Source organism: Myxococcus sp. MH1 (assembly GCF_059738865.1).
The window spans coordinates 9335388-9360131 of the sequence record NZ_AP026947.1; the positions used below are offsets into that span (position 1 = coordinate 9335388).

21 protein-coding genes are annotated in these 24744 nt (G+C 71.3%); 11 read left to right on the top strand and 10 right to left on the bottom strand.

Features of this window, described 5'->3' with window-relative positions; translation table 11 throughout:
• Positions 1–18: 18 nt before the first annotated feature.
• The 8 genes from AC6JA9_RS36825 to AC6JA9_RS36860 are packed head-to-tail and all read right to left on the bottom strand — an operon-like array spanning position 19 to position 12295.
• Positions 19–2784, bottom strand: a complete 2766-nt coding sequence (locus AC6JA9_RS36825; RefSeq protein ID WP_497958555.1) for a VWA domain-containing protein — start codon at positions 2782–2784, stop codon at positions 19–21.
• The gene (locus tag AC6JA9_RS36830; protein ID WP_497958556.1) at positions 2781–4511 is read right to left on the bottom strand and encodes a vWA domain-containing protein; all 1731 of its coding nucleotides are present in this window, start codon (positions 4509–4511) and stop codon (positions 2781–2783) included. The genes AC6JA9_RS36825 and AC6JA9_RS36830 overlap by 4 nt, the downstream gene beginning before the upstream one ends.
• Positions 4508–5356, bottom strand: coding sequence for a DUF58 domain-containing protein (locus tag AC6JA9_RS36835; protein ID WP_497958557.1), 849 nt, complete (start codon positions 5354–5356; stop codon positions 4508–4510). The genes AC6JA9_RS36830 and AC6JA9_RS36835 overlap by 4 nt, the downstream gene beginning before the upstream one ends.
• Before the next feature lie 14 nt (positions 5357–5370).
• Positions 5371–6894: an ABC transporter permease gene (locus tag AC6JA9_RS36840; protein ID WP_497958558.1), complete on the bottom strand. Its 1524-nt coding sequence runs from the start codon at positions 6892–6894 to the stop codon at positions 5371–5373.
• Positions 6891–7865 carry an ABC transporter ATP-binding protein gene (locus tag AC6JA9_RS36845; protein ID WP_408889077.1) on the bottom strand — a complete coding sequence of 325 codons (975 nt, stop codon included), beginning with the start codon at positions 7863–7865 and terminating at the stop codon, positions 6891–6893. Before AC6JA9_RS36845 ends, AC6JA9_RS36840 begins: the two co-directional genes overlap by 4 nt.
• On the bottom strand, positions 7862–9628 hold the full coding sequence (locus AC6JA9_RS36850; protein WP_223782628.1) for a hypothetical protein: 1767 nt from the start codon (positions 9626–9628) through the stop codon (positions 7862–7864). The genes AC6JA9_RS36845 and AC6JA9_RS36850 overlap by 4 nt, the downstream gene beginning before the upstream one ends.
• Complete coding sequence (locus AC6JA9_RS36855) at positions 9621–10619, bottom strand: AAA family ATPase (RefSeq protein WP_408889076.1); 999 nt, start codon at positions 10617–10619, stop codon at positions 9621–9623. The genes AC6JA9_RS36850 and AC6JA9_RS36855 overlap by 8 nt, the downstream gene beginning before the upstream one ends.
• 20 nt (positions 10620–10639) lie before the next feature.
• Positions 10640–12295, bottom strand: coding sequence for a hypothetical protein (locus AC6JA9_RS36860; RefSeq protein WP_497958559.1), 1656 nt, complete (start codon positions 12293–12295; stop codon positions 10640–10642).
• 240 nt (positions 12296–12535) lie between these two features.
• On the opposite strand from AC6JA9_RS36860, the gene AC6JA9_RS36865 reads away from it, so the two are divergent.
• From AC6JA9_RS36865 to AC6JA9_RS36890, 6 genes are all read left to right on the top strand, one after another.
• The gene (locus tag AC6JA9_RS36865) at positions 12536–14503 is read left to right on the top strand and encodes an alpha-amylase family glycosyl hydrolase (protein ID WP_408889074.1); all 1968 of its coding nucleotides are present in this window, start codon (positions 12536–12538) and stop codon (positions 14501–14503) included.
• Between the two features lie 62 nt (positions 14504–14565).
• Positions 14566–15342: a helix-turn-helix domain-containing protein gene (locus AC6JA9_RS36870; protein ID WP_408889073.1), complete on the top strand. Its 777-nt coding sequence runs from the start codon at positions 14566–14568 to the stop codon at positions 15340–15342.
• Positions 15343–15392: 50 nt separating this feature from the next.
• Positions 15393–15875, top strand: a complete 483-nt coding sequence (locus tag AC6JA9_RS36875) for a DoxX family protein (RefSeq protein ID WP_223782631.1) — start codon at positions 15393–15395, stop codon at positions 15873–15875.
• A gap of 12 nt (positions 15876–15887) precedes the next feature.
• On the top strand, positions 15888–16883 hold the full coding sequence (locus tag AC6JA9_RS36880; RefSeq protein ID WP_223747030.1) for an aldo/keto reductase family protein: 996 nt from the start codon (positions 15888–15890) through the stop codon (positions 16881–16883).
• A gap of 112 nt (positions 16884–16995) precedes the next feature.
• Positions 16996–17286, top strand: a complete 291-nt coding sequence (locus AC6JA9_RS36885) for a hypothetical protein (protein WP_046716308.1) — start codon at positions 16996–16998, stop codon at positions 17284–17286.
• A gap of 100 nt (positions 17287–17386) precedes the next feature.
• Positions 17387–18349 carry a hypothetical protein gene (locus tag AC6JA9_RS36890; RefSeq protein WP_408889072.1) on the top strand — a complete coding sequence of 321 codons (963 nt, stop codon included), beginning with the start codon at positions 17387–17389 and terminating at the stop codon, positions 18347–18349.
• 10 nt (positions 18350–18359) lie between these two features.
• Here the strand turns inward: AC6JA9_RS36890 and AC6JA9_RS36895 are convergent, their stop codons facing one another.
• Positions 18360–18782: a hypothetical protein gene (locus AC6JA9_RS36895; protein WP_408889071.1), complete on the bottom strand. Its 423-nt coding sequence runs from the start codon at positions 18780–18782 to the stop codon at positions 18360–18362.
• A 234-nt stretch (positions 18783–19016) separates the two neighbouring features.
• On the opposite strand from AC6JA9_RS36895, the gene AC6JA9_RS36900 reads away from it, so the two are divergent.
• The 4 genes from AC6JA9_RS36900 to AC6JA9_RS36915 all read left to right on the top strand — a co-directional run bounded on the left by AC6JA9_RS36900 (position 19017) and on the right by AC6JA9_RS36915 (position 22433).
• Positions 19017–20294, top strand: coding sequence for a PQQ-dependent sugar dehydrogenase (locus AC6JA9_RS36900; protein ID WP_223782634.1), 1278 nt, complete (start codon positions 19017–19019; stop codon positions 20292–20294).
• 173 nt (positions 20295–20467) lie between these two features.
• Positions 20468–21181, top strand: a complete 714-nt coding sequence (locus tag AC6JA9_RS36905; RefSeq protein WP_046716312.1) for a MotA/TolQ/ExbB proton channel family protein — start codon at positions 20468–20470, stop codon at positions 21179–21181.
• Between the two features lie 3 nt (positions 21182–21184).
• A complete protein-coding gene (locus tag AC6JA9_RS36910) occupies positions 21185–21619 on the top strand; it encodes an ExbD/TolR family protein (RefSeq protein ID WP_141333310.1) in 435 nt (144 codons plus the stop codon).
• Between the two features lie 16 nt (positions 21620–21635).
• Complete coding sequence (locus tag AC6JA9_RS36915) at positions 21636–22433, top strand: energy transducer TonB (RefSeq protein ID WP_408889070.1); 798 nt, start codon at positions 21636–21638, stop codon at positions 22431–22433.
• An 18-nt stretch (positions 22434–22451) separates the two neighbouring features.
• Here the strand turns inward: AC6JA9_RS36915 and AC6JA9_RS36920 are convergent, their stop codons facing one another.
• Positions 22452–22943, bottom strand: coding sequence for a MarR family winged helix-turn-helix transcriptional regulator (locus AC6JA9_RS36920; RefSeq protein ID WP_223747024.1), 492 nt, complete (start codon positions 22941–22943; stop codon positions 22452–22454).
• A 317-nt stretch (positions 22944–23260) separates the two neighbouring features.
• Here AC6JA9_RS36920 and AC6JA9_RS36925 point away from each other — a divergent pair, with 317 nt between their 5' ends.
• Complete coding sequence (locus AC6JA9_RS36925) at positions 23261–24685, top strand: TolC family protein (RefSeq protein ID WP_223747023.1); 1425 nt, start codon at positions 23261–23263, stop codon at positions 24683–24685.
• Positions 24686–24744: the final 59 nt, after the last annotated feature.

The following is a 24744-nucleotide window of genomic DNA, read 5'->3' on the forward strand; positions in this document are numbered from 1 at the left end:
GGCGGCGCGTCTCGCCGCTCACCGGTCCAGGCGACGACGGGAGCGGGCGCGCGCGGCCTCCAGCGCCGAGTCCACGCCGCCCTCCCCTGATGGTTTCGCCCCGGAGGTGTCTGTCTTCGGCTCCGGGGTGCTCGAAGTGGACGTGGGCGACTCCAAGGCGCCCCGTGTGCTGTCGGGTGCGGGCATCGTCACGCCGGGAGCGGCCCCTCTCGGCGTGGCGGTGCCCCGTGAAGCCGCGGTGGCCACGCGCTGCCGGGGCGCGGAGAGCAAGCGCCTCACGGCCACCTCGGCGAGCAACACCAGCATCGCGAGCGACACCAACCACGGCGCCAGCGCGAGCTGGCCCTCGGACTCGGGGGCCTCGGCGAAGAGGCCCGTCATGGACAGTCGCTCCACGCCGCCTCCCACGGCGGCGAGGGCGCGCAGCAGCGCCAGACCCTCCTTCGGACTTCCTGGCTCGAACTCCGGAGCGTACGGCAGCGCGACGGGCGGTGCCCTCAAGGCGCGCGTGCCCACGCGGACCACCGGGTGCCATGTGCCGCTGCCTTCCAGTGGGAGCTCCGCCACCAGCCGGTCGTCGTCCTCCCAGCGCATGGGCACCTCCACCGGCTCCGACCTGCCATCGCCCGCGAGCAACATCATCGAGGGCAGCGTGCCGGGCAGCGGCGCCTCGGGAGGCAGGTCCAGCGTCACCCGCAGGAGGTGTCCGCGGCGCTCGGAGCGCACCACCGCCTCGCCCAGCGGAGACGAGCCCGCCAGCGTCCAGCGCACCATCGCCTCCAGCGTCGCGCGCAGCGAGGCCCACTGGCGCAGCTCTCCGGTGAACGGGCCGTCGACCTCGGCGGTGAAGGCCACGGTGCGGCCCGCGCCTCGGGGCCACATCGCGAGGACCGGGGCCGCGTGGGTGTCGAGCGTGCGCAGCGCCACGTTGGCTTGAGGGCGCAGGTACGTGAGGTTGTAGCCGCCCACCTGGGGCAGGCCCTCGGAGGGGAGCCGGCCCAGGAGCGGCAGGTCGGGCGCGGCCTCCATCGACACGGGCTCGTCGATGAAGGTGGCCCGGGCGACCGCGAGCGTCTCCTGGCTGAAGATGCGCGGCAGGCTCATCGCGTCCTCGGCGAAGTAGATGCGCCCGCCGCCGCGCTGGGCGACTTCCATGAGGAGCTTGGCGTCGGAGTCCTTCGGTGTGCCCAGGCCGATGACCGACACCGTCACCGACTTGGATTGGAGCTCCTCGAGCGTGCGCCGGAAGTCGTCGGGCTCCTCGGAGTCGGCCGCGTCAGAGAAAAGCAGCACGTGGCGCGTGGCCTTGTCGCTCTGGAGGATTTGCTTGCGGCCGGAGCGCAGCGCCTCGCCCACGTAGATGCCGCCGCCTCCGCTGAAGCCCTGGGCGACCTTGTCGAAGGGCAGGCCCGCCTGGACCGAGCGCAGCGGGAAGATTTCGTGCGTCTCCGTGTCGATCATGTGCACGGAGGCCTCGTCCTGGGGGTTGAGCAGTGAGAGCGCGGCGACGACGCCCTCGGCGGCGACCTCCATCTTGGTGCGCCCGTCGGGCACGGTGACGCCCATGGAGCACGAGCAGTCCATCAGGATGCTGATGGCGATGGAGGCGCGGCGGACCTCCTCGCGCATCTCCAGCGATACGGGGAGCAGGGGCTCGATGGGCGAGCGACGGTAGCCGCCCTCGCCGAAGCTCTCGCGTCCGCCGGTCATCACGAGCCCGCCGCCGGCCTGCTCCACGTAGGACGCGAGCGCGTTGAGGCCCGGTTCGCCGAGCAGGTTCGCGTCCACGTTCTCGAGCACCACGCTGCCCACGCCGTCCAGGTCATCGAGGGACAGGCGGAAGGGGGCGCGGGCATCGACGAGCAGGCCCGTGGCCTGGAGCGCCTGCGCGAGCGTGCCCTTGGGTTGGTGGGTGAGCAGCAGCACGCGGCCCGGGCCCTCGACGCGCAGCACCGCGAGGCCCTTGTCGTTCTCCACCACGCCGTCGCCGGGGACCTCCACGGTGAGCTGGTAGCGCGCGAGGCCGGGCTCCTCGATGAGGTCCCTGAGCGGCAGCACGTTGGGGCCGGGCAGGAAGTCGAAGGGACCTTTCACGAGCACGCGGCCGTTGCGCTCCAGGCGCACGGTGCCGGTGACGGCCGCCGAGGCGAATACCTGGGCGGAGAACTGGAAGGGCTCGCGAGTGGCCACGGAGGTGGGCACGTCGAGCGAGACGACGGCGACGTCCAGCGCGGGCTCGGGCCGGGCGAGCTGTCGCCAGTCCACGGCGATGCCTCGGGCCGCGAGCCTGCGCGCCGCGCCTCGTGCATCCGTGCCGGTGGCGCGGCCGTCGGAGAGGACGAGCACGCGGCCGGTGCGCTCCTGCGGGATGAGGACATTGGCGGCGTCGAGCGCGGCGGACAGGTCCGACGCCTCGGCGTCCAACGGTCGGCTGAAGCCACCGAAAGCGCCGACCGAAGACAGGGGCTGTTCCACCCGGGCCTCGCGGCCGAAGGTGATGACGCCCACGCGGTCGCCCGGACGCCGCTGGGATTCCAGGTGCGAGACAAGCTCCTGGGCCGTGCGGTCCACGTCGCGAGGCATGGAGGCGGAGCGGTCCACGATGACGACCACGTCACTGCCCGCGTCCTCGCGACGGCAGCTCGGGCCGGACAGCGCGCCGACCACCAGCACGAGCAGCGTGGCGCGCAGCCACATCGGCGGACCGGGCCTGCGGCCGTACTTCCACAGGAAGAGGCCGAGCGGGATGAGCAGCATCCACGCCTGCGGGAGCGCGAAGGTCATGACACCCGCCTCGTGACGTAGAAGTCGCCCATCAGCGCGAGCAGGAGCAGCACCAGCGGCCAGCGCATCCGCTCGGAGGCCCCCGCTGCATCCTCGTCCTCACCGGACTCACGCGGGGGGATGTCCACGCTGCCGCGCCCGCGCAGGTCCGACTCGCGCGCATCCATCGTCAGCACCACCGCGGCGTCGACGACCTCACCGTCGCGCTCCAGTTCGTAGCGTCCAGGCGAGGAAGGCGGAGGCAGGCTCACCGCGCCCGCGCCGAACACGGGCTTCTCCCCCTCCGGCCCCACCAGCGTGTAGCGCTCGCCGGGCAGCGTCACCACCTGGAGCGGCTCGCCCAGCGAGAGCTGCCTTCGCGCGAAGCCCTCTCGTGAGCGACGCGCCTCGCGCACCACGTTGCCCAGCAACACCGGCCACGCGGACACACGCTGCACATTTGAGCGAGCCAGGTCGATGTTGAGGTGCACACGACCATCCTCGCCCTCGGACACCAGCACCGCTTCCCCCGCGGTGATGAGCGGACGCCCGGGCGGGTTCTCCCCCGCGGACCAACGCACACCCGCGAGCTGCACGTCGTCGAGCAAGGGGTGCCCCTTCTCGGAGAAGAACGGACCCACGAAGGTCCGGGGCTTACCCGTCGCCCCCACGGTCACCCGTGCATCCGTGCCTTGCGGACCGATGAGCAACACGTCCTCCGCCGCGGCCTCGCGCGACAGGTCCGGGATGGCCGAGACGAAGCGCTCCAGCGCGCCCCGCTCCAGCGGCCCCAGCCCCTGCGCCAGGCGCACCGCGAGCGGCCGCGCCGACGACACGGGCAGCTTCGCCCGGTTGTCCTCCGGCAGTGCGTCCGGAGCGATGAAGACGCTCACCTCGCCCGCGTCCTGGAACGTGACGCGCACCGTGGCCGTCTCCCCATCCTTGAACGACACCGTCTCCGCGCGCGACGTCCCCTGCTTCGCGCCCGCCCCAGGCTGCGCGGTCATCCGCACCGACACCGAGTCCGGCCCCACACCGAAGCGCGCCACCCGCAGCGTCACCGTCGACGTACCGCCTTCGTCCTTCCGCTGCGCGGAGACGAGCGCCACGTTGTCGCGCGCCGTGCCCAGCGCTGTCCACCGCACCGGCGCGGGCACCACGAGCCCCTCGGCCGGCGGCGCATCGGTGAAGAAGTCCACGTGCTTGCCCGGCCCCGCGAGTTCCTGTGCCCACAACAACGTGGGGATGGGGTCATGGTCCGCGCCCAGCGCATTGAAGGACTCCAGCGCGGCCAACGCCCGCGAAGGCTCCGCCTCCGGCCCCGCGAGCACTCGGGGCGTCATGCCCGTCGCCAGCACTGTCACCCGCGTGGCCTTCGCGGTCTCCACCCGACGCGCGGCCTCGCGGCGCACCAACTCCAGCACCGTCACGTTGTCCGGCCCCCGCGCGGACATGGACAGGCTCCCATCCACCACGAGCACCAGGTGTCGGCTCCGAGCCGACTCACCCAGTCGCACGTCCGCCAGATACAGCGCCGCGGCGATGACCGCGAGCACCTCCAGCAGCAGCGACACCTCCCGCGTGAAGCGCTCCCAGCGAGGCCCCGCCTCGGCGCGAGGGCTCGGCGTACGCCACAGGAACAGCGCGCTCACCACCACCGGCTTCTGCCGCCGCCGCAGGAAGTACGCCGCCACCAACGGCACCAGCGCGCCCAGGGCCAGCAAGCCCCACGGGAAGCCGAAGCTCACGCGCCACCTCCCGCCACGAAGAGCGGATGCAGCGGCCCCGCCACCAGCGCGGCCAGCGACTCCGTGGCAGGCGCCGTCACCAACAGCCCACGCGCACGCAGCGCCGCGCCCCGCAGCAATCTCTGATGCTCCTCGAAGCGCCGCGCATATGCCGCCAGCACGTCCTCCGTCAGCAGCTCCTCCAACGCCGCGCCGCTCTCCGAGTCCACCAACCTGGCGCCCTCACCTCCCGAAGGCGAAAGGTCCTCCTCATCCAACACCTGCACCAGGAAGCACCCCGCCGCCCCACGCGTCAGCCGGGACACCAGCGCGGGCAGGTCCGCCTCGAACAGGAAGTCACTCACCACCACGCGCAGCCCACAGGGCCGGGGCGGAGGCAGTCGCCCCAGCGCCGTCGCCAGGTCATCCCGCGCGTCGAACTCGAGCGCCCGCAGCACCGCCCGACACCCCGCCCCCTGCATCCGCTCCGCGCGGACCGCCGTGGTCAGCAGCGTCGGGCTCAACCCCTGCCGCGCCGCCACCTCGCACACCAGCAGCGCCAGCTCCCTCGCGCACGCGGCCTTGCGCGGCGACAGCGCCATGGAGCGAGAGCCATCCACCACCACCTCCACCCGAGGCGACACCTCGTCCTGCCGCACCCGGAGGATGAGCTCATCGGTCCGCGCCACCGCGTTCCAGTCGAGCTGCCGCAGGTCATCTCCCGGCTGATACGCCCGGAAGTCATGCAGCTCCAACGAGCTGCCCATCGACGACGCGCGCACCTCGCCCACCCGGCCCCGGTGCGGCCCTCGCGGCAGCGCCAGCGCGAGCCCCGGGGCCAGCCGCCCCACCGCCGCTTCGTCCATGGGAGCGGGCCCGCTCACAGCCGATGGGCCCGCTTCTCACGCTCGGTCAGCACCCGGTCGGCCAGGAACGCGCACAGCAGCGCCAGCCCTCCCAGGAAGCCCACCATGGCCCAGGACATCTCGGGCAGCCCCGTGGAGTAGTCATGCGACGAGAAGTTGGCCACCCCCACCACCGGGTTCAGGAGGTTGATCAACGAATCGCCCGCCTCCAGCCCCACCACCTCCGCGAAGAGCGGCGGCAGGCCCGCGGCCATACCCACCGTCGCCACGAAGAGCAGCCGCACCGCCGCGGGCGAGGAGAACCGGTCCGCCTTCGACATCCGCCCCAACAGCAACGCCAGCGACAGGTAGAGGACCGAGTACGCCGGCATCACCGCCATCACCATGCGGAACGGCTCGCTGCGCGACGAGGTGTGCTCGGAGAAGAGCGCCGCCAGGAACCACGCGACGTTCCAGCCCACCAACAGCAACACCGCCAGCCGGAAGCCCCGCAGCGCCCCCGGCCGCATCAGCGACCAGGGGCCCGTGTCCGCTCGCAGCGCGCGCGCCTGTCCATCCACGTCCGAGGCCATGAACAGGCTCACCAGCGTCAGGTGCACCGTCCCCAGCGTGGCGAACACCTCCGTCACCACGTGCTTCTTGTCATCCACCCACCAGAGCACCAGGCCCGCGAGCAGGGCCACCCCCATCTGCGCCGCCACCGCCCGACGCGGGCCGCGCGTGTAGTCCTCCGTGGACAAGGACAGCCGCGACGCGGCCACCTCGAACAACAGCCACCCGTCCAGGAGCATCAACCCCAGACAGATGCTCATCGCGAGCAACACCCCGTCCGTGTGCAGCAGCCGGTCCGCCGCGTCCGTCAGCGCGCTGGCGATGCCGAGCGCCATCGCGAACGCGAGGCCCAACGCGCCCAGCACCACGAAGTGCACCAGGCCCCGCCCCATCCGGCTGTCCGCCAGCGTCGCCGCGCACACCGCCACCACCGTGAGGAACACGAGCCACGCCGCGCTCAACCCCAACACCACCAGGATGGTCGGCAGCGCGATGCCGTTGAGGTAGTAGCTGAAGAGCAGGAAGGGCCCCACCGCCGAGGCATACAGCGCCGCCTGCACCAGGAACGACAGCACCTTGCCCCGTAGAATCCTCCGAGGCCCCAGCCCCGTGAGCACCAGCAGCACCCACGTGTCGTCCTCGCGCTCCCGCGCCAGCGAGCGGTACGCGCTGTACGGAATCACGAAGAAGTGCACCACCGCCAGGCACACGAAGAACGCGAAGAAGTACGTCTGCCCGAACTGGGAGAACGCCGCGTCCCGCGTCTGCACGAAGGCCACCAGCGCCAGCACCACGCACGACAGCAGCATCAACCCGAAGCACGCCCAGAAGATGCGCGTGCGGAAGCCCTGACGGACCTCCTTCACCACCAGCGGGTTGAGCCGGTCCCCCCACCGCGCCTGGAAGCCGCCGCCGCTCGCGGACACCGCGCCACCGGCCGGCTCCGCCACGGGCGCCCCCGAGGTCGTCTCCATGGGCGCGCTCACGCGAGCCTCCCCTTCGTCACCGTCATGAAGGCATCCTCGAGGTTGCGCTCACGCATGCCGAACGCGCACACCGGCAGGCCCGCCGTCACCAGCACCGCCAGGAGCGCCGCCGACGCCACGTCCGCGCCCGTGCCGGGCTCCAGCTCCAGACTCACCCGCAGGGACTCGCCCTCCTTCGACACCCGCGACACCCGGGGCTGCTCCAGCAGGAGCCGCTCCGCGCGCGCCCACGCACCTTCCGACTCCGGCCCCGTCGCCAGGCGCACCGTCAGCTCCACCGAGGCGAGGTTCGTGTCCTGCTGGAGCAGGTCCTCCACCTTGCCCGTGGCCAGCAGGCGCCCCTGCTCGATGATGGCGCACGTGTCGCAGATCTCAGCCAGCTCCGTGAGGATGTGGCTGGAGATGATGACCGCCTTGCCCTGGTCCGCCAGCGCCCGCAGCAGCTCGCGCAGCTCGATGCGCGCCCGGGGGTCCAGGCCATCCGCCGGCTCGTCCAACAAGAGCAGCCGCGGGTCGTGCAACAGCGTGCGCCCCAACGCCACGCGCTGCCGCATTCCCTTGGACAGCGCGGTGGTGAGCTTGTCCGCGAGCGGCCCCAGCCCCGTGAAGCCCATCACCGACTCCACGCGCTGGCGCCGCTTCGCGCCCGTCAGCCCATAGGCGCGCGCGAAGAAGTCCAGGAACTCGAAGACGGTGACGTCGTCATAGGTGCCATACCGGTCCGGCATGTAGCCGATGAGCGGCCGCACCTTGTCCGGCGTGTCCACCAGTGAGTGGCCCCCGAGCAGCACCTCGCCGGACGTGGGTGCGTCCAGCGTCGCCAGGATGCGCAGCGTGGTGCTCTTGCCCGCGCCGTTCGGACCGATGAACCCCAGGATGCTGCCCGCCTCCAGTTGGAAGGACACGTCGTCCACCGCCCGCAGGGCGCCGTAGTCGCGCCTGAGGCCCTTCACCTCCAGCAACGCGCTCATGGCCTCACCTCGCCCCGAATCAGATGCACGCTCGCCTCCACCTCCGCGCTCAAGGCGCTGGTGGGCAACGGGCCCGGGCCACTCGTGCGCACGACGAACTCCTTGTCCTTCAGCTCCCTGCGGAAGAGCGGCAGCGCGGCCTGCAGGCGGTACTGGGCCGAGGAGGGCATGCCCACCTCCACCAGGGTGTCCGCCGCGTTGGCCTGCGAGGGCCCCGGGTCCGGCTCCGCGGCCCCCAGCGCGCCCTCCTCGCCATCCGCCAGCCGGGGCAGCCGGCGCACCTGACCGTTCCAGCGCAGGACGCCTTCCTCCACGACGACGCCCAGCGCGTTCTGGACCTTGGGTTCTCCGCCCGTCTCCACCAGCACCAGTCGGGCGCGCGAGGGGACCACCGCGAGCTCTCCCCACTCGCGATAGGTGCGCGGTGGCAGGAAGCCATCTCCCACGGTGAGCCCGCCCGTCCAGTCCAGGTCGGCCATCAGGTCCTCCGTGTCGTGCGGAGCGATGAGCACGCTCGACGAGGGCAGACGCAGCGGCTCGGGTGACAGGTTCGCGTACCAGCCCGACAACCCCACCGTCACCGCGCGGGCCCGGGCGCCATCCAGGTACGTCAGGCTGTAGCGTGCCGTGTGCACCGCGAAGCCGTCCACCAGCACGGACCAGGCGATGAGCACCAGGCACGTCACCAGCGACACGGCGGGCACCGCGATGAGCACCGCCACCGGGCCCCGGCGCTTCGTCAGCCACCAGGCCCCGGGCCCCACCAGCAGCGCGAACGCCGTCATCAGGAGCAGGAACGGCCCCACCGGCGCGCGGGCGGTGCCCAGCAGCGGCGCCTCGTCGTCACCGAACGACACCTTCGACGCCCACCGCGAGCGCAGCCCCTGCGGGCGCGTCTTGCCCCGGTTGTCATCCGTGAGGGTCGACAGCTCCGACTGAATCTTGTGCCGACACGTGGCCGCGGAGTTGTCGCAGGTCCACACGCCGCCGAAGGCGTAGGGCCCGTCCTGGAGCGGGACGGACTGGAGCAGCTGCAGCCGCTCGCGCAAGTCCCTCGGAGGGTTGGCGACGACGAGCCGGCCTCCCGACAGCGCATAGGACTCCAGCACGGCCCACACGTCCGCGGGGACCTTCGTCGCCGTCTCGGTGAGGACCACCATCTCGAAGCCCGCGTAGGCCGCCAGCTCGCGCGGCGCCTCTTGCGCGTCGATGAAGCGCACGGAGAACAGCGGGTCCTCCTGCTCCGGCGTCTTGGTCAGGCCCGTGACGGCCTCGAAGGACTCGCTGTTGCCCACCACCAGCACGGGCTCGAAGCGGTCGTTGTCGGGGAACAGGTGCTCGGTGATGGGCGGCAGGCCGGGGACCTCGACGGTCAGCGCGCCGGAGTGCCAGGCCACGGGCGCCATCAACCAGGTGACGAGCCGCTGGCGAGGCGCCAGCTCCACGGTGCGCTCGACGGCGTGCGTGACGTCGCCGTAGGAGGGTCGGAAGGACAGGTGCACCGGGTGCGGCTGGGCGTCGCCGTTGTGGAGGGTCACCTCCGCCGCCCAGTAGCCGCGCTGGGGCTTGAGCGAGCCCCGGCGCACCGTGACGCGCAGGTAGTCCTGGGCGAGCGAGTCCACCGAGCCGCTCGCATCGCGGTAGCCGGTAGGCGCCTTCACGGCCGTGGCGGCGGTGGCGACGTCCACGGGAGCGGCCGCCTCGACGACCGGCGGCGGGGTCCCCAGGAGCAGCCACACCGACAGCACCACGACGCTAGTCACGCGGCACCTCGGGCACGGCCTGCAGCAGCGCGCCCACCACGTCCGACGCGGACACCTTCTCCAGCGAGGCCTCGTACGCGAGCACCAGCCGGTGGTTGAGCGCGGCGGGGGCGGCGGCCACCACGTCGTCGAAGCCGACGTTGGGCCGGCCGCGCATCAAGGCCCGCGCGCGTCCGGCCGCCGCGAGCGCGAGCGCGGCGCGGGGGCTCGCGCCATAACGCACGAAGCGGCGGACGGCCTCGGGCGCGGAGGCCTGGCGCGGGTCGCTCGCCTCCACCAGCCGCCCGATGAAGTCCGCCACCGGGCCGGGCAGGTGGACGCGGTCCACGGCGGCGAACAGGCGCGCGAGCCCGTCCGCGTCGAGCACGGGGGACAGCTCCGGCGGCGCGCCGCGCACGCGCGTGGTGAGCAGCGCGCGCAGCGTCTTGGCGCCCACGGGGGGCACCTGGATGCGGAAGAGGAAGCGGTCGAGCTGGGCCTCGGGCAGGGGATAGGTGCCCTCCAGCTCGATGGGGTTCTGCGTGGCGAGCACGAAGAACGGGTCCGGCAGCGCGCGCGTCTGGCCGAGCACCGTCACGCGGCGCTCCTGCATGGCCTCCAGCAGCGCGGCCTGCGTCTTCGGGCTGGAGCGGTTGATTTCATCCGCGAGCACGAGGCTGGCGAACAGCGGACCCTCGCGGAAGACGAAGTCGCGGCGGCCCTCGCCCTCCAGCACGTAGGTGCCGGTGATGTCGCCGGGCAGGAGGTCCGGGGTGAACTGGATGCGGCGGAAGGGCAGCGCGAGCAGCTTCGCCAGCGACTTGCACAGCTCCGTCTTGCCCAGGCCGGGCAGGCCCTCGAGCAGCACGTGTCCGCGCGCGAGCACCGCCATGACGACCTGCTCGACGACGGTCTGCTGGTCCAGCATGACGGTGTCGAGCCGGGCCTTGAGCTGGTTCGCCACCTCCGCCGCCCCCTGCGCCTCGGCGGGACTGAGAAGTTCCGCTGCCACGTGTGTTCTCCCCTTCCGGACTACTCTCCACCAAAGTACCGCTTCACGAGGTCGCGGTTGCGCGGCAACAGCGGCTGTCCGCCGGTCCCCGCCGCCGCGTCGCCCTGAGCGCTCGTCCCCTGACCGCGCGCCGCGCCCCGGGCCCCCGTGCCTCGCCGAGGGTCCGCCGCCTCGAGCCCCCACAGCTCACCGGCCTCGCCGCCGTGTCCCTCCGGAAGCGGCTCGAACGCGAGCCGGTCCGGGTCCATCTCCGCCGCGCCCCCGAAGACGAGCGGATTCGAGCCGCCCCCTTCGGAAGGAGCGCCCGAGCCCGCGCCCTGGCGCACCGAGCGGCTCGCGTGGCCCTGGCTGTTGCCGCGCCCGCCGCCCTGGCCTTCGCCACCCTCCTGCCCCTCGCCGCCTTCCTGCCCTTCACCGCCTTCTTGCCCCTCGCCACCTTGTCCCTGGCCCGCTTGCTGGCGACTGCCTTCCTGCCGCCCGCTCGAGCCTTGTCGAGGACGCGAGCGTTGATTGCGGGCCTGCGCGTCCTGCCCCTCACGCGGCTCGAAGCGCTGGGCGAGCGACTGCCTTCGACGCTCCAGCGACTGGCGCAGTTCCGAGATCTGGTCCACCGAACCGGAGGACTGGGCGCGCGCCTGCTCCTGTCGCGAAGCGCCCTGCTGACCTTCGCTCGGATTGCCGCCTTGCTGTCCCGCGTTCGCCTGGCCCTGCTCGCCGCCCTGTTGCCCGGAGTTCGGTGCGCCCTGCTCGCCGCCCTGTTGTCCCGCGTTCGCCTGGCCCTGCTCACCGCCCTGTTGCCCCGAGTTCGAGGCGCCCTGCTCCGAGCCCTGCTGCCCGTTCTCGGAGCCCTCTTGCGCCGAGCCCTCCGCGCCCGCGGACTGGAGCGCCATGAGCGCGCGCTCGAGGGCCTCGCGCTCACGGGACGCGGACTCCGCGCCCCCCGCGGCGCCGAGCGCATCCTCCAGCTCACGCGCGGCCTCGGAGGCCTGGGCCAGCTCGGCGGCGGCCTCGGCGGCGCGCTCGGCGAGTCGACGCTCCATCGAGTCGGCGGCCTCCCAGTCACCCGAGTCGAAGCGACCCGAAGCGACCTCCTCGGACAGGCGACGCAGCTCGTCCTCCACGGCCTCGCCCAGGGGCTCCTCGCGGGCCAGGGCCTCGGCCTGTGCCTTCACCGCGTCCACCTTCGCCGCGGCGGCGGCATGGACACCCCGGGACGCGCGCGGTGCGGGCAACGGCATCAGGAAGCCGATGAGGGCGAACACCAGCGCGCCGGCGAGCGCCGCCACGGGGCGCCGCCACTTCAGCCGCGGAGGCTTCACCTCGCGGGCGAGCTGATTGACGGAGAGCTCCCACTCCCCCACGGGGCGCTCCAGCCGGGTGAGCAGCAACCCGCCCGCGTCGGCCGAGCGGTCCGCGAGCACGGCCGCATGCTCGAGCGAGACATGGCGCGCGCGGGCACGTCGCCACCACCATGCGAGACCCGCGAGCACGAGCGGCGGCAGGGCCCAGACGCACTGCTGGCGCAACAGGAGCCGGGCCAGCACGCAGGCGGTGCTGGTGGCCCAGAGGGGAGCGAGGCCGGCCTCCGCCCACGCGAGGGCATTGAGGCGTCGCTGGACGCGGCGCACCGGAGCAAGCACCAGAGCCTGGAGGCGGCGTTCTTCGCTGGCGGCCATGAGGAAGGACCAGTGTCGGACACTCGGGGTGCCCGGACAAGCCGCTCGGTGTCGAGCGTCGGCGGGGGCAGGTGGGCGGCGTTCGTGTCGACCTGAACGGTCGCCTGCTCTCGAAGGACGGGAAAACACCCGGGCACTGCCCTGAACTGAACGGGGGGCGACAAGGTGGGCTTTGCCCTGGATGCGGCGCGCTGTCGGAATGGCGCGCATCGCGAAGCATCCGCTTTCCGGGGGGAATCCATGTCGACGCGAGAGGCGAAATCGAACGAGGTGCGCCAGCCGCGCAAGGACTTCAGCGAGACGGCGTGCAGGGCCCGAGGCAACGAGGTGGCTCGGCGCACCGCGCGCTCGCGCTCGGCGCCGGAGTTGTTCGGACCGGCGGAGCAGCTCCAGGTGCCGGGCGCGCTCACGGCCTTCGTTCCGGTGGAGCCACAGCCGGAGCCGTCATGGCGTCCGGGCATGGGCGTGATTCCGTACGACGGCGGCGCGACGTTCCGGGTGTGGGCGCCGCATGCGCAGCGCGTACAGGTGGTGGGGGACTTCAGTCACTGGCACGCGGTGGAGCTGGCGCGCGAGCCCTCGGGCAACTTCTCCCGGGACATCCAGGGGGCGTACAACGGACAGCAGTACCAGTACATCGTGCAGGGCCGTTACGGCGACTGGCGCTGGCGCAACGACCCGAGGGCCGCGGACGTCACGAACTCCACGGGCAACAGCGTCATCCTGGACCACCGTGACTTCGTGTGGCGGTACGACGGGCACTTCCAGATGCCCGCGCGGCACGAGGCGGTCATCTACGAGCTGCACATCGGCACGTTCCACGACTCACCGGGCTGGGGGCCGGGGCACTGGTTGAGCGCCATCGACAAGCTCGACTACCTGAGGGATTTGGGCGTGAACCTGGTGGAGCTGATGCCCTCGGCGGAGTTCGCGGGGGACTTCTCGTGGGGCTACAACCCGACGTTCCCGTTCGCGCCGGAGAGCACGTATGGCGCGCCGAACGACCTGAAGCGCTTCGTGGACGAGGCGCACCGGCGCGGCATCGGCGTCATCATGGACGTGGTCTACAACCACCTGGGGCCCAGTGACTTGCCGCACTGGGACTTCGATGGAGAGACGTTCGGCCGAGGGGGCGTGTACTTCTACGCGGACTGGCGCGCGAGCACGCCGTGGGGAGACACGCGTCCGGACTACGGGCGTCACGAGGTGCGCGACTATCTGCGTGACAACGCGCTGATGTGGCTGCGCGAGTACCACATGGATGGCTTGCGCGTGGACGCGACGAAGGAGATTCGCACCACGAGCGGCGTGGACAATCCGGCGGGCTGGGACCTGCTGCGCTCGATTACTGAGGCGGTGAAGCGCGAGTTCCCGTGGAAGCTGCTCATCGCGGAGGACATGGCGGCGGACCCGGCGGTGACGCATCCGCAGGGGGCGGGGTTCGACGCGCAGTGGGACGCGGCCTTCGTGCACCCGGTGCGCGCCGCGCTCACGGCGCCGTTCGACGAGTGGCGGGACTTGAGCGCGGTCCGGGACGCGCTGTACTTCCGCTACAACGGCCAGTCGATGCAGCGGGTCATCTTCACGGAGAGCCACGACGAGGTGGCGAACGGCCGCAGCCGGTTGCCCACGGAGGTGTCGCCGTACAACCCCGGGGACGTGCTGGCGAAGAAGAAGGCGTTGCTGGGCGCGGCGCTGACGCTGACGGCGCCGGGGATTCCGATGTTGTTCATGGGGCAGGAGTTCCTGGAGGACGGGCACTTCGATGATGGGGACCCGCTGGACTGGAACAAGTCGGACTGGTTCGGGGGAATCCTCCAGGCGCATCGGGACCTCATCCGCCTGCGGCGCAACTGGCACGACACGAGCGCGGGGCTGCGGGGCGAGGGCGTCAACGTCTTCCACCTGAACCACGACGACAAGGTGCTCGCGTTCCACCGGTGGCAGCACGGGGGAGCGGGTGACGACGTGGTGGTCATCGTGAACCTGGGGCACCGGACGTTCAGCGGGTACGAGCTGGGCCTGCCCTCGGATGGACTGTGGCGGGTGCGGTTCAACAGCGACTGGCAGGGCTACTCACCGGACTTCGGTGGCACGCACGTGCACGACTTCTGGAGCACGTGGGGAGCGCGGGATGGAATGCCCGCGCGCGGAGCTGTGTCCCTGGGCGCGTACAGCGCGGTGATTCTCTCCAGGGACCGCTGGTAGCCTGCGGGCGGATGCTGCTCGCCCGACCTCCTGACCTCGCGCCTCGCGCTCCGTGGCCGGACATGCCCCTGGTGGTGTGGCCGGCCGCGCTCGCCATGTGGGGCCCCGGGGACATGTCGTCGAAGCACGCCCACCACGCGATGCACCTCATGCTGTGCCGCACGGGCACGCTCTCCATCCGAGTGGACTCGGCCAGGAAGGACACGCGCGCGGCCGGAGTCCTCGTGGGGCCCGATGTCCCACACGCGCTCGATGCCCGAGGCACGGAGGTCGTCCTCCTCTTCGTCGAGCCCGAGAGCCATGACGGTCTGCGCCTCCGCGCGTCCCTCACCGAATCCGTCCGACTCTTCGACGAGGCCGCGCGCGACGCCCTGCTCGCCAGTCTGCCGCGCGCGGGGCCCATTCCCCACGCGGACATCGGCCCGTGGATGGAGTCCACGCTGGAAGCCCTCGCCGGCCCCAGCACCACCGCCGCCCCGCGCATGCACCCTCGCGTGCGCAAGCTCCTGCGCCACCTGCGCGCCGACCCCGCTCCCGAGGACACCTCCCTCGAAGCGCTCGCCGAGGTCGCCGGCCTGTCCTCCGGCCGCCTGATGCACGCCTTCACCGAGTCCACCGGCGTGCCCCTGCGCCCCTATCTCCTCTGGCTCCGACTCCAGCGCGCCGCCGGCGCCATCGCCTCCGGACGCACCGCCGGAGAGGCCGCGCACGCCGCCGGCTTCTCCGACTCCGCCCACCTGACGCGCACCTTCCGGCGCATGTTCGGCACCACGCCCTCCTTCCTCCAACGTCGCAGCCAGTTCGTTCAAGCCCAGGCCAGGGCCCCCGACGCATCTTGAGCAGCGTCAGGCCGGGACCCCTCCCGACCTTCCGCGCCAGGAGCCTCGCCGTGTCCTTCGCCCTCGTGCTGCTCTCGTTCTTCGCCCTCTTCCACCTGCCCCCGCTGCGCAGGCTGCCCGCGCTCTCCACCCCCGCGAGCCGCGCCGCCGTGGCCGCGGGCCTCTTCTTCATCGGCGCCGGCGTCATGCACTTCCTCATGCCCGCGCGCTACGACGCGATGATTCCGCCGCAGCTCCCCTCACCCCGCTTCTGGACGCTCCTGTCCGGCGTGCTCGAAGTCGCAGGCGGCGTGGGCCTCCTCCTCCCGCGCACCCGAAAGCTCGCGGCACTCGGCCTCATCGCGCTGCTCGTCGCCATCCTCCCCGCGAACCTCCACGAGGCCTCGGCCAACTCCGCCTCACACGTGCTGCCCTTCCCGGACTGGTACTTCTGGCTGCGCCTCCCCTTCCAGCTCGTCTACATCGCCTGGGTGGCGTGGGCCGGTGGACTGTTGCCCTCCCAAAGCCGTGCGAGGCGCGCCATGGCTGGTTAGGCTCGCCACCCCATGAACTTCCGTCATCTTGGTCGCAGCGGTCTGGCCGTCAGTGAAATCTCCTTCGGCAACTGGCTCACGCACGGCTCCCAGGTGGAAGAAGAGGCCGCGCTCGCGTGCGTGAAGGCCGCGCAGGACGTGGGCATCACCACGTTCGACACCGCCGACGTCTACGCGAGCACCCGCGCCGAGTCCGTCCTCGGCCGAGCCCTCAAGGGCCAGCGCCGCGCCAGCTACGAGCTGTTCACCAAGGTCTACTGGCCCACCGGCCCCGGGAAGAACGACTGGGGCCTGTCGCGCAAGCACATCATGGAGTCCATCCACGGCTCGCTCACCCGCCTCCAGACGGACTACGTGGACCTCTATCAGGCCCACCGCTTCGACACCGCCACGCCGCTCGAGGAGACGATGCTCGCCTTCGCCGACATCGTCCGTCAGGGCAAGGCCCTCTACATCGGCGTCTCCGAGTGGACCGGCGAGCAGATCCGCCAGGGCGCGAAGCTCGCCCGCGAGCTGAAGATTCCCTTCGTCTCCAGCCAGCCCCAGTACTCCATGCTCTGGCGCGTCATCGAGGCAGACGTCATCCCCGCGTCCCTCGACGAGGGCCTCGGTCAGATTGTCTGGTCCCCCATGGCCATGGGCGTGCTCACCGGCAAGTACCTCCCCGGCAAGCCGCCGCCCGCGGGCAGCCGCGCCACCGACCCCACCGGCTCGCGCTTCATCGCGCGCTTCCTCAAGGAGGACGTGCTCACCCGCGTGCAGAACCTCAAGCCGCTCGCGCAAGAGGCCGGCCTCACCATGGCCCAGCTCGCCGTCGCCTGGGTGCTCCAGAACAAGGGCGTCTCCTCCGCCATCATCGGCGCCTCCCGCCCCGAGCAGGTCCACGACACCGTGAAGGCCGCCGGCGTGAAGCTGGAGCCCGAGCTGATGCGCCGCATCGACGACGTGCTCGGCCCCGTCATCGAGCGCAACCCCGCCCTCACCGACGTGCCGGACCGCAAGATTTGAAGCCCCACGCGACGCGCCGGGTCTCCACGTGAGCCCGGCGTGCTCGCGCCGCTGCACCCCGTCGCCGCGCCGCCCTATACTCGCGCCCAGGTCCTTCTCCTGGAGGTGGCGTGTGCGTTGGTTCGTAATCTCCGCAATCCTGTTCGCGTCGAGCGCGTCCGCGCAGACGCCCGAGTGCAAGGCGGCGAAGAAGGAGTACGTCGAGCGCGAGGGTCAGCTCACCACCCTGAAGCAGGCTCGCAAGGACATGCGCGAGGTGCTCGTCGCCGCCAAGAAGGGCCGCGCCCACAGCCGCGCGCTCGACGCGCTGGAGAAGGCCGACGACGCCATGGAAGACGCCGTCAAGCGCGCCACCTCCGAGCAGGCCCAGCGCGACAAGCTGACCAAGGAGATCTGCAAGTAGGCCCTCGACCCGGGGGCGCTTTTCGCCCCTGGGTTTCTTTTGCCTTTCGGCTGCGCGAAGGGGCTTTCAAGGGGCGAGCCACTCGGAGCATCTTCACTGCATGGATCCACTCTTCAAGGCCCAGGCCTTCGGCATGCTGCTGCTCTGGATTCCGCTGCTCGCGGGATTCTTCGTGGGCCGGTGGGTGTACCCGAAGTTGCTGCGCCTGCTCCCCGCCGTCCTGCCCCTCGCCCGCTCGCGCTCGTCGACCTTCATGACGCTCGTGAACGTCACCCTGTTCGCCACGGCCATGGTGCTCACCACGGGCATGCTCGCGGCGAAGACGCTCGTGTGGCTCCAGGGTCTGACCTTCCTGCCCGTCACGCCCACCGCCAACTGGGTGCGCGCCCTCTCCTGGCTCGCCGCCTTCTTCTGCGGCTACCACGCGGCGCCGCTGTTCGGACGCGCCGCCCTCGAGAACATCGACGTCCACGAGCCCGCGCCCCTCCCCGCGCTCCCCGGCCCCCGCAAGCAGCCCTCCAGTTGGTGGGTGCTCGTCATGCTGTGCTTCATCCTCGCGGCCGGCGGGGGACTGGCCGCGGTGGCCATCGGCCTGCAGAAGGAGGGCTTCCTGCGGACCTCGGACGTGGGAGACCTGGCCGAGCTCGCGTCCGTCCAGGAGCAGCTCCGACCGCTCGAGGCCTGCGGCATCGAATACAAGCGGTGGGACGCCAAGGGCCGCAACAGGTACCCCAAAGCCGTCTCCATGCAGGACTGCGACAGCAACACCCACGGCATCCTGCGCATCGAGGTGCCCCAGACCTGGCTGGAGCAGGGCGTCGGCTTCACCATGCAGCGGGGTTCGACGTCGGAGCCCTGGGAGATCCTCGTCGACAAGGATGAGGTGCCCTTCCCCGCGCTCAAGGAGGCCCTGGAGACCTTCGCCCCCATCATCGCCGCCGAGTACCCGGACAAGCTGCGCCAGGAACTCAAGAGCGAGGCCGCGTACCGCCGGAACCTGGAGGAGTACCGGCGCCAGCGCGACGCACCGAAGCCGAGCGCGAAGTCGTCCTATCCCGAGTGACGCCAGGCGCTCAGCGCCGGCAGTCTGGATGCGCCGCCGCGTGGAGGCGCTCGTACTCCGCATGGGTGATGTCGCCCGCGAAGAGCGTCATCGCGACTTCGCCCCACGTCCCGCGCCAGTCGCCTGGCATCCGCAACGGATTGAAGCTCGAGAGCATGCCGGGGGGCGGAGGAGGGGGCGTCATCATGAGATACGCGTCCCCCAGGGGGTGCGGCGGGAGCGCCCGCGCGAGCACGCGCCGCTGGAGCTCCTCGAAGGCGATGTCCCCGCGCTTGTACGCCGCCGAGTCCGCCAACGCCGCGGAGTAGTCCGCGCTGCCCTCGGGAATCCGCGGGTCGCGCGTCGACACATCGGGCTCCGGAGGCATGTGCGGCGGCCGGGGCGGCGGCGGGACGGAGCGCCAGGAATCGTCATCGGGCGGCTTGTTCGACATGCGGGAGTCCTCCAGGAGGAAGGCTCCCGACTGTCCCTCAAGTCCCCGCCGTCGGGGAAGTCTGTCGTCGCCGCGACGCTCCTCCTGCCCTCCGGGGACGTGCGAGTCCTTGCAAGGACAGACGCCGAACCCTTCACCTGTCCAACCGGCCACAGCCCCCCGAGCCTCGGGCCTCGGCCCGCGCACGCGATGGTTAGCTGCCCTTCGACCACCCACCACCCGCCGAGGAGCCCCATGCGCTTGTGTCTGTCTTTGTCGAGCCTCGCCTGCGCCCTCTTCCTGTCCCTCACGGGAACCGCCCACGCCCAGAGCGCCGCACCCCCACCCCCGGAGACGGCGAAACCCGTCGAGCCGCCCCAGGCCCCACAGGGCGCCGCGGCCCTGGCGTCCCCCTTCCCTCCCGCCTTCCCCGGCCAGACCAACGGCCCCGTCGTCGTTTCGCAGACGCGTTACAAAGTCACCACCATTGCAAGTGGCTTCAACTACCCCTGGGCCATCGCTTTCCTCCCGGACGGGCGGATGCTGGTGACGGAGAAGCCCACCGGGAAGCTCTACATCGTCACACAGCAGGGCGCGAAGTCCGCGCCCGTGGCGGGCCTGCCGCCCGTGGACGGCCGGGGCCAGGGAGGCCTGATGGACGTGGAGGTGGGCCCCGACTACGCGCAGAGCCGCTACATCTATTGGAGCTATTACGAGCCGCGCGAGGCGGGCAACGGCCGGCCCACCGCGGGCAACGGCCTGGCCGTCGCGCGAGGCAAGCTGGTGGACGGCCCCCAGCCGCGCATCGAGGCCCTGCAAATCATCTTCCGAATGAAGCCCACGCTGGACTCGACGCTGCACGCGGGCGGGCGCATCGTGTTCCACCCGGACGGCACCCTGTTCGTCACGCTGGGCGAGCGCTCCATCCTCCCCGGCCGCGTCCAGGCCCGACAGCTCAACAGCCACTTCGGCAAGATCGTCCGCATCTTCCCCGACGGCACCGTCCCCTCGAACAACCCCTTCTACAACCAGGTCGGCGCCCGCTCGGAGATCTTCTCCCTGGGCCACCGCAACATCCTGGCCGCCGCGCTCGACTCACGCGGCCGGCTCTGGGAGGCGGAGATGGGCCCGTTGGGCGGCGACGAGCTCAACCTGGTGGAGCGCGGCAAGGACTACGGCTGGCCCACCATCGGCTACGGCACCGAGTACTCCGGAGCCCCCATCCACCAGTCCGGCCAGGGCCCGGGCATGGAGCAACCCGTTTACTTCTGGAACCCGGTGGTATCTCCATCCGGGATGACCATCTACTCGGGGAGCCTGTTCCCTGAGTGGCAGGGCAACATCTTCATCGGGGCGCTGTCGGGGCACGCGCTCATCCGGCTCGTCCTCCAGGATGACCGGGTGGTGGGCGAGGAGCGGCTCAAGCCCGCCAACAACGCGCGGGTGCGCGAGGTGGTCCAGGGCCCGGAGGGCGCGCTGTACCTGCTCACCGACGACCCGAACGGCCGCCTGCTCAAGATGACACCCCAATGAAGGTGCCGGACCCACGCGGACCAGCACTCCGAGTCCGCGTGGGGAGACGGGCCTGAAAAGGGGCGGACGGCCGGGCAACAAATGTGTTTCCAGTCGTGGCCCGAGGGCCCGGGAAGCGGACAAACCGGCTGATCCATTTGACTTTCAGGGCGGACGGAGAAACAGATGGGCGCATGACGCTCCCCCCCATCCTCCTGGCCCAGTCAGGGCATTCCGAGCTCGGCTGGCTCAGCAGCAAGCTGCTCGGCGTCACGCTCACGTCCGCCGAGTGGGTCCTCTGGATTCTCGTCGTCCTCTCGGTGCTCTCCATCGCCATCATGCTGGAGCGCGCGGTGTACTTCGCCCGCCACCGGCTGCCGGACTCGGAGGCGCTCGCGGTGCGGCTGGCGAAGGGCGACTTCGATGCGGGGCGCAAGGCCATCGAGGGCAAGACGGGCATGGAGGCCGCCGTCATCCGCGAGGCGCTCGCCGCCAGCGCGCAGGGCGCCGACACCGTGGAGCAGGTCATCGCCTCCACCGTCGCGCGCGAGCGTCCCCAGTACGAGCGCTTCCTGTCCTTCCTGGGCACGCTGGGCAACAACGCGCCGTTCATCGGTCTGTTCGGCACCGTGCTCGGCATCATCAAGGCGTTCAATGATTTGGGCGCCAGCAACGTGAAGGGCGCGGCCATCCAGCAGACCGTCATGGCCGGCATCTCCGAGGCGCTCGTCGCCACGGCGGTGGGCCTGGCCGTCGCGATTCCCGCCGTCGTCGCCTTCAACATCTTCAACCGTCAGTTGAAGACGGTCACCAGCCGCACCAACGCCCTGGGCCACGCGCTCGTCGGCAGCATGCGCGCCTCGGGTCGCACGCCGGACACGGCCGCCCGGGCCGCGGAGGTCCGCTAGGCCATGGCGGGCGGCGCGCAGGACAACGAAGAGGAGATCACCGGCATCAACGTCACGCCGCTGGTGGACGTGGTGCTGGTGCTGCTCATCATCTTCATGGTGACGGCGAACTTCATCGTCCGCGAGACGGTGGAGGTGGACCTGCCCCGCGCGGCCAACGGCGGCGAGACGGTGCAGGGCCTGGTCAACGTGGTGCTCGACAAGGAGGGCAAGCTCTACTTCGACGGCGCGCAGGTGACGGAGCCGGAGCTGACCACCAAGGTCGCGGAGGCGGTGGCCAAGGACAAGGACACGCGCGCCATCATCAGCGCCGACCAGACCATCGCCTACGGTCAGGTGATGCGCCTCATCGACACGGTGAAGGGCCAGGGCATCGCGAAGTTCGCCCTCAACATCGAGAAGGACGTGGCCCCCGCGGCCGCGCCCGCCACTCCCTGACGGCACGACCCAGCACATGAGCCAGGCGGTCCTCCAAGACAACTCCTTTCCCCGCCGCGAGCGCTCGCTCGTGTTCGTGGGCGCCTTCCTGCTCGTGTCGCTGGTGCTGCACGGCGTGGGCTTCTGGTACCTGAGCCACATGGCGGACCGGCCCCGGCCGGTGGTGCAGCGCCCCGTGGAGCTGGTCATGGTGGAGGTACAGAAGCCCCCTCCGCCGCCGCCTCCCGAGGAGAAGAAGGAGGAGCCCAAGCCGCCTCCGCCCAAACCCAAGCCGGTCAAGCCGCCGCCCATCAAGGTCGCGCAGACCAAGCCCCAGCCGCCGCCGCCCGAGCAGGCCCCGCCGCCGCCCAACGAGCCGCCGCCGCCCACGCCCCAGGCCAAGCCGCCGCCGCTCGTGGTGGGCATGACGATGTCGTCCACCACCAGCGCCGGCTCGTTCGCCGCGCCCGTGGGCAACACGTCCTACGGCAAGGTGGACAGCACCGCGAAGGACCCCAAGGACGTGAAGGGGTACTCGGCGCCCAAGTACACGCCCATCTACCAGGTGGACTCCGAGCCCACCGTGGCCTCCGAGGTGAAGGTCCCCTACCCGGAGGAGGCGCGCCGCGCCGGCATCGAGGGCACGGTGACGCTGTCCATCACCATCGACAACGAGGGCCGCGTCGTCTCCGCCAAGGTGCTCTCCGGCCCGGGCTACGGCCTCAACGAGGCGGCCCGCGACGCCATCAAGCGCTTCCGCTTCAAGCCCGCCATCAAGGGCGGTGAGGCGGTCTCCACGGAGATGAAGTACTCGTACACGTTCCTGCTGGACTGAAGGCGCCGGGGCGCGCCGTCACTGCGAGCGCAGCGCCCGGCGCATGATGTCGCGCAGCGCGCGCAGGTCCTCGTCCGACAGCGCGGCGATGGGCTCGGGCGGCTCCGCCAGCCGCTCGAGCAGCCGCTCGCGCAGGGCCACGCCCGCCTCCGTCAGCACCAGCATCTTCACGCGCCGGTCCTGCTCGCTGCTGCGCCGCTCGACGAGGCCCCGCGCCTCCATGCGGTCCACCAGGCCCGTCACGTTGGACGCGTCACAGGACAGGTAGTTGGCCAGCGTGCTCATCGCCAGCGGGCCCTCGCCCAGCTGACGCACCACGTGCGCCTGCACCGGGGACAGCTCGAACTCCGCCGCCAGCGCGGGGAAGTTGCGCATGTGCGCGTGCATCAGCTCGAACAGCAGCGTCCACGCCTGCCTGGGCAGCCCCGCCTCCTCAGGGGCCTGCTGCCCGGCGTCCGGTGACCTGCCGCGTCGCTCCAGACTCTCGCTGCTTCCGCTCATGCCCCTCATGGTAATTCACCCCGCCCACCTAAACAATTGACTTCATCAACTATTGAGGGTTACTACATTCCGGAGCTTCCAAAATAGAACGACATGGCCTATGTGGGGCCGGACCCGGAACAGGACGGCGGAAGAAGCGATGCGGCGGCGGACGACCTTCATAAGAGCCGGTTCGGCACTTCGCGCTGAATTCCCACAGAGCATGACGCACCCGGGCAAGACGCCCGGGCGCACGCACCCAAGACACAACCCGTAGCAAGTCCTTCGAGGACGCAAATGGGGCACACCGCGCCGGCGCGGGGCTCCACGAGGAGGCAGAGGCGGTTATGAGCTCACTTCTGGCGTTGACCCTGGCGGCCACCCTGGCCGCGGCACCGCCCCCCGTGCTGACACTGGAGGACGCGCTCAATCAGGCGCGCAAGGAGAACCTGGACCTGAAGGCGGCCCAGGCCCGGCTGCGGCAGGCGGACACGGCGTCGCGCAAGGCGTGGGCGGGCTACCTGCCCACCGTCACCGTGGGCGCGGCCATCATCCGCAACTCCAACGCGGCCATCATCCCCCCCGGCCCGCTGGGTCCCGAGCCGGTGGTCATCCAGCCCCTGGTGCAGCGCCAGTTCCAGGCGGAGGTGCGTCAGGCCATCATCGCCCCGCAGCTGTGGGCGGGCATCCAGGCCGCGTACAAGAGCGAGCGCGTCGCGGAGCTCAACGTGGAGCAGGCCCGGCGCGAAATCCTCTTCGGCGTGGCGCAGGCGTACTACGGCGCCGCGGCGCAGGCCCAGGCGGTGACGGTGCAGGAGCGGCTGGTGGAGCTCAACGGCGCCCGCGCCAAGGACACGAAGATCCGCTTCGACGCCGGCACGGTGACGCGCGTGGCGCTCTTGCGCGCCGAGCAGGACCTGTCGCGCGCCGAGCAGGACCTCATCCGCGCGAAGAACGCGCTGGCGTCCGCGAAGCTGGTGCTGGCGACGCTCCTGGCGTTGGACAGCCCGGACTTCGAGGTGGCGCCTCCTCCCGAGCCGCAGGTGCCGGTGAAGACGGAGGCGGAGGTGCTGGTGCAGAAGTCGCTGGAGCAGCGCGCGGACGTGGCCGCGGCCCGTGAGACGACGGAGCTGGCGCGCATCAACAAGCGCGGCGTGTGGTTCAGCTACCTGCCCACGCTGGGCGTCACCGGGCAGTTCCGCGTGGCGAACGCGGCGGGCTTCCAGGGCCGCTCGGACGTGTGGCTCATCACCTTCGGCGCCAACTGGACGCTGTGGGATGGCGGGCTTCGCGAGGCGAACCTCTCCGAGGCTTCCGCCCGCATCGCCGAGTCGCTGGCCACGCAGCGCAAGGCGGAGCTGACGGCGCGGCAGGAAGTGAAGACGGCGCAGCTGGACCTGGAGAGCGCGCTGGCCAACCGCCTCAAGGCGGAGCAGACGGTGGAGCTGGCGCGTGAGGGCCAGCGGCTGACGGACGTCTCCTTCAAGGCGGGCGTCGCCACGTACCTGGAGGTCGCGGACGCGAACACGGCGCTGACGCAGGCGGAGATTGGCCTGGTGGCCGAGCGGCTCCAGGCCTCCGTCGCGGCGCTGAAGCTGTTGCGCTCGGTGGGTGCGTTCGAGGCGCGCAGCCTCGACTCGGACCTGAAGGACGAGAGCGCCGCGCCGCCCGTGGTGCAGCCGCTGCCCGGCGACGCCACCCAGCTGCAGCAGCAGACCGCGCCGCAGGACGCGCCGGTGCAGACGGAGCAGCCGGCACCCGAGCAGCAGTAGGCTTCAAGCGCCTTCCGGTGGCCTGGACGCTCGACGCCAGGCACCGGGGCGACCGCTTC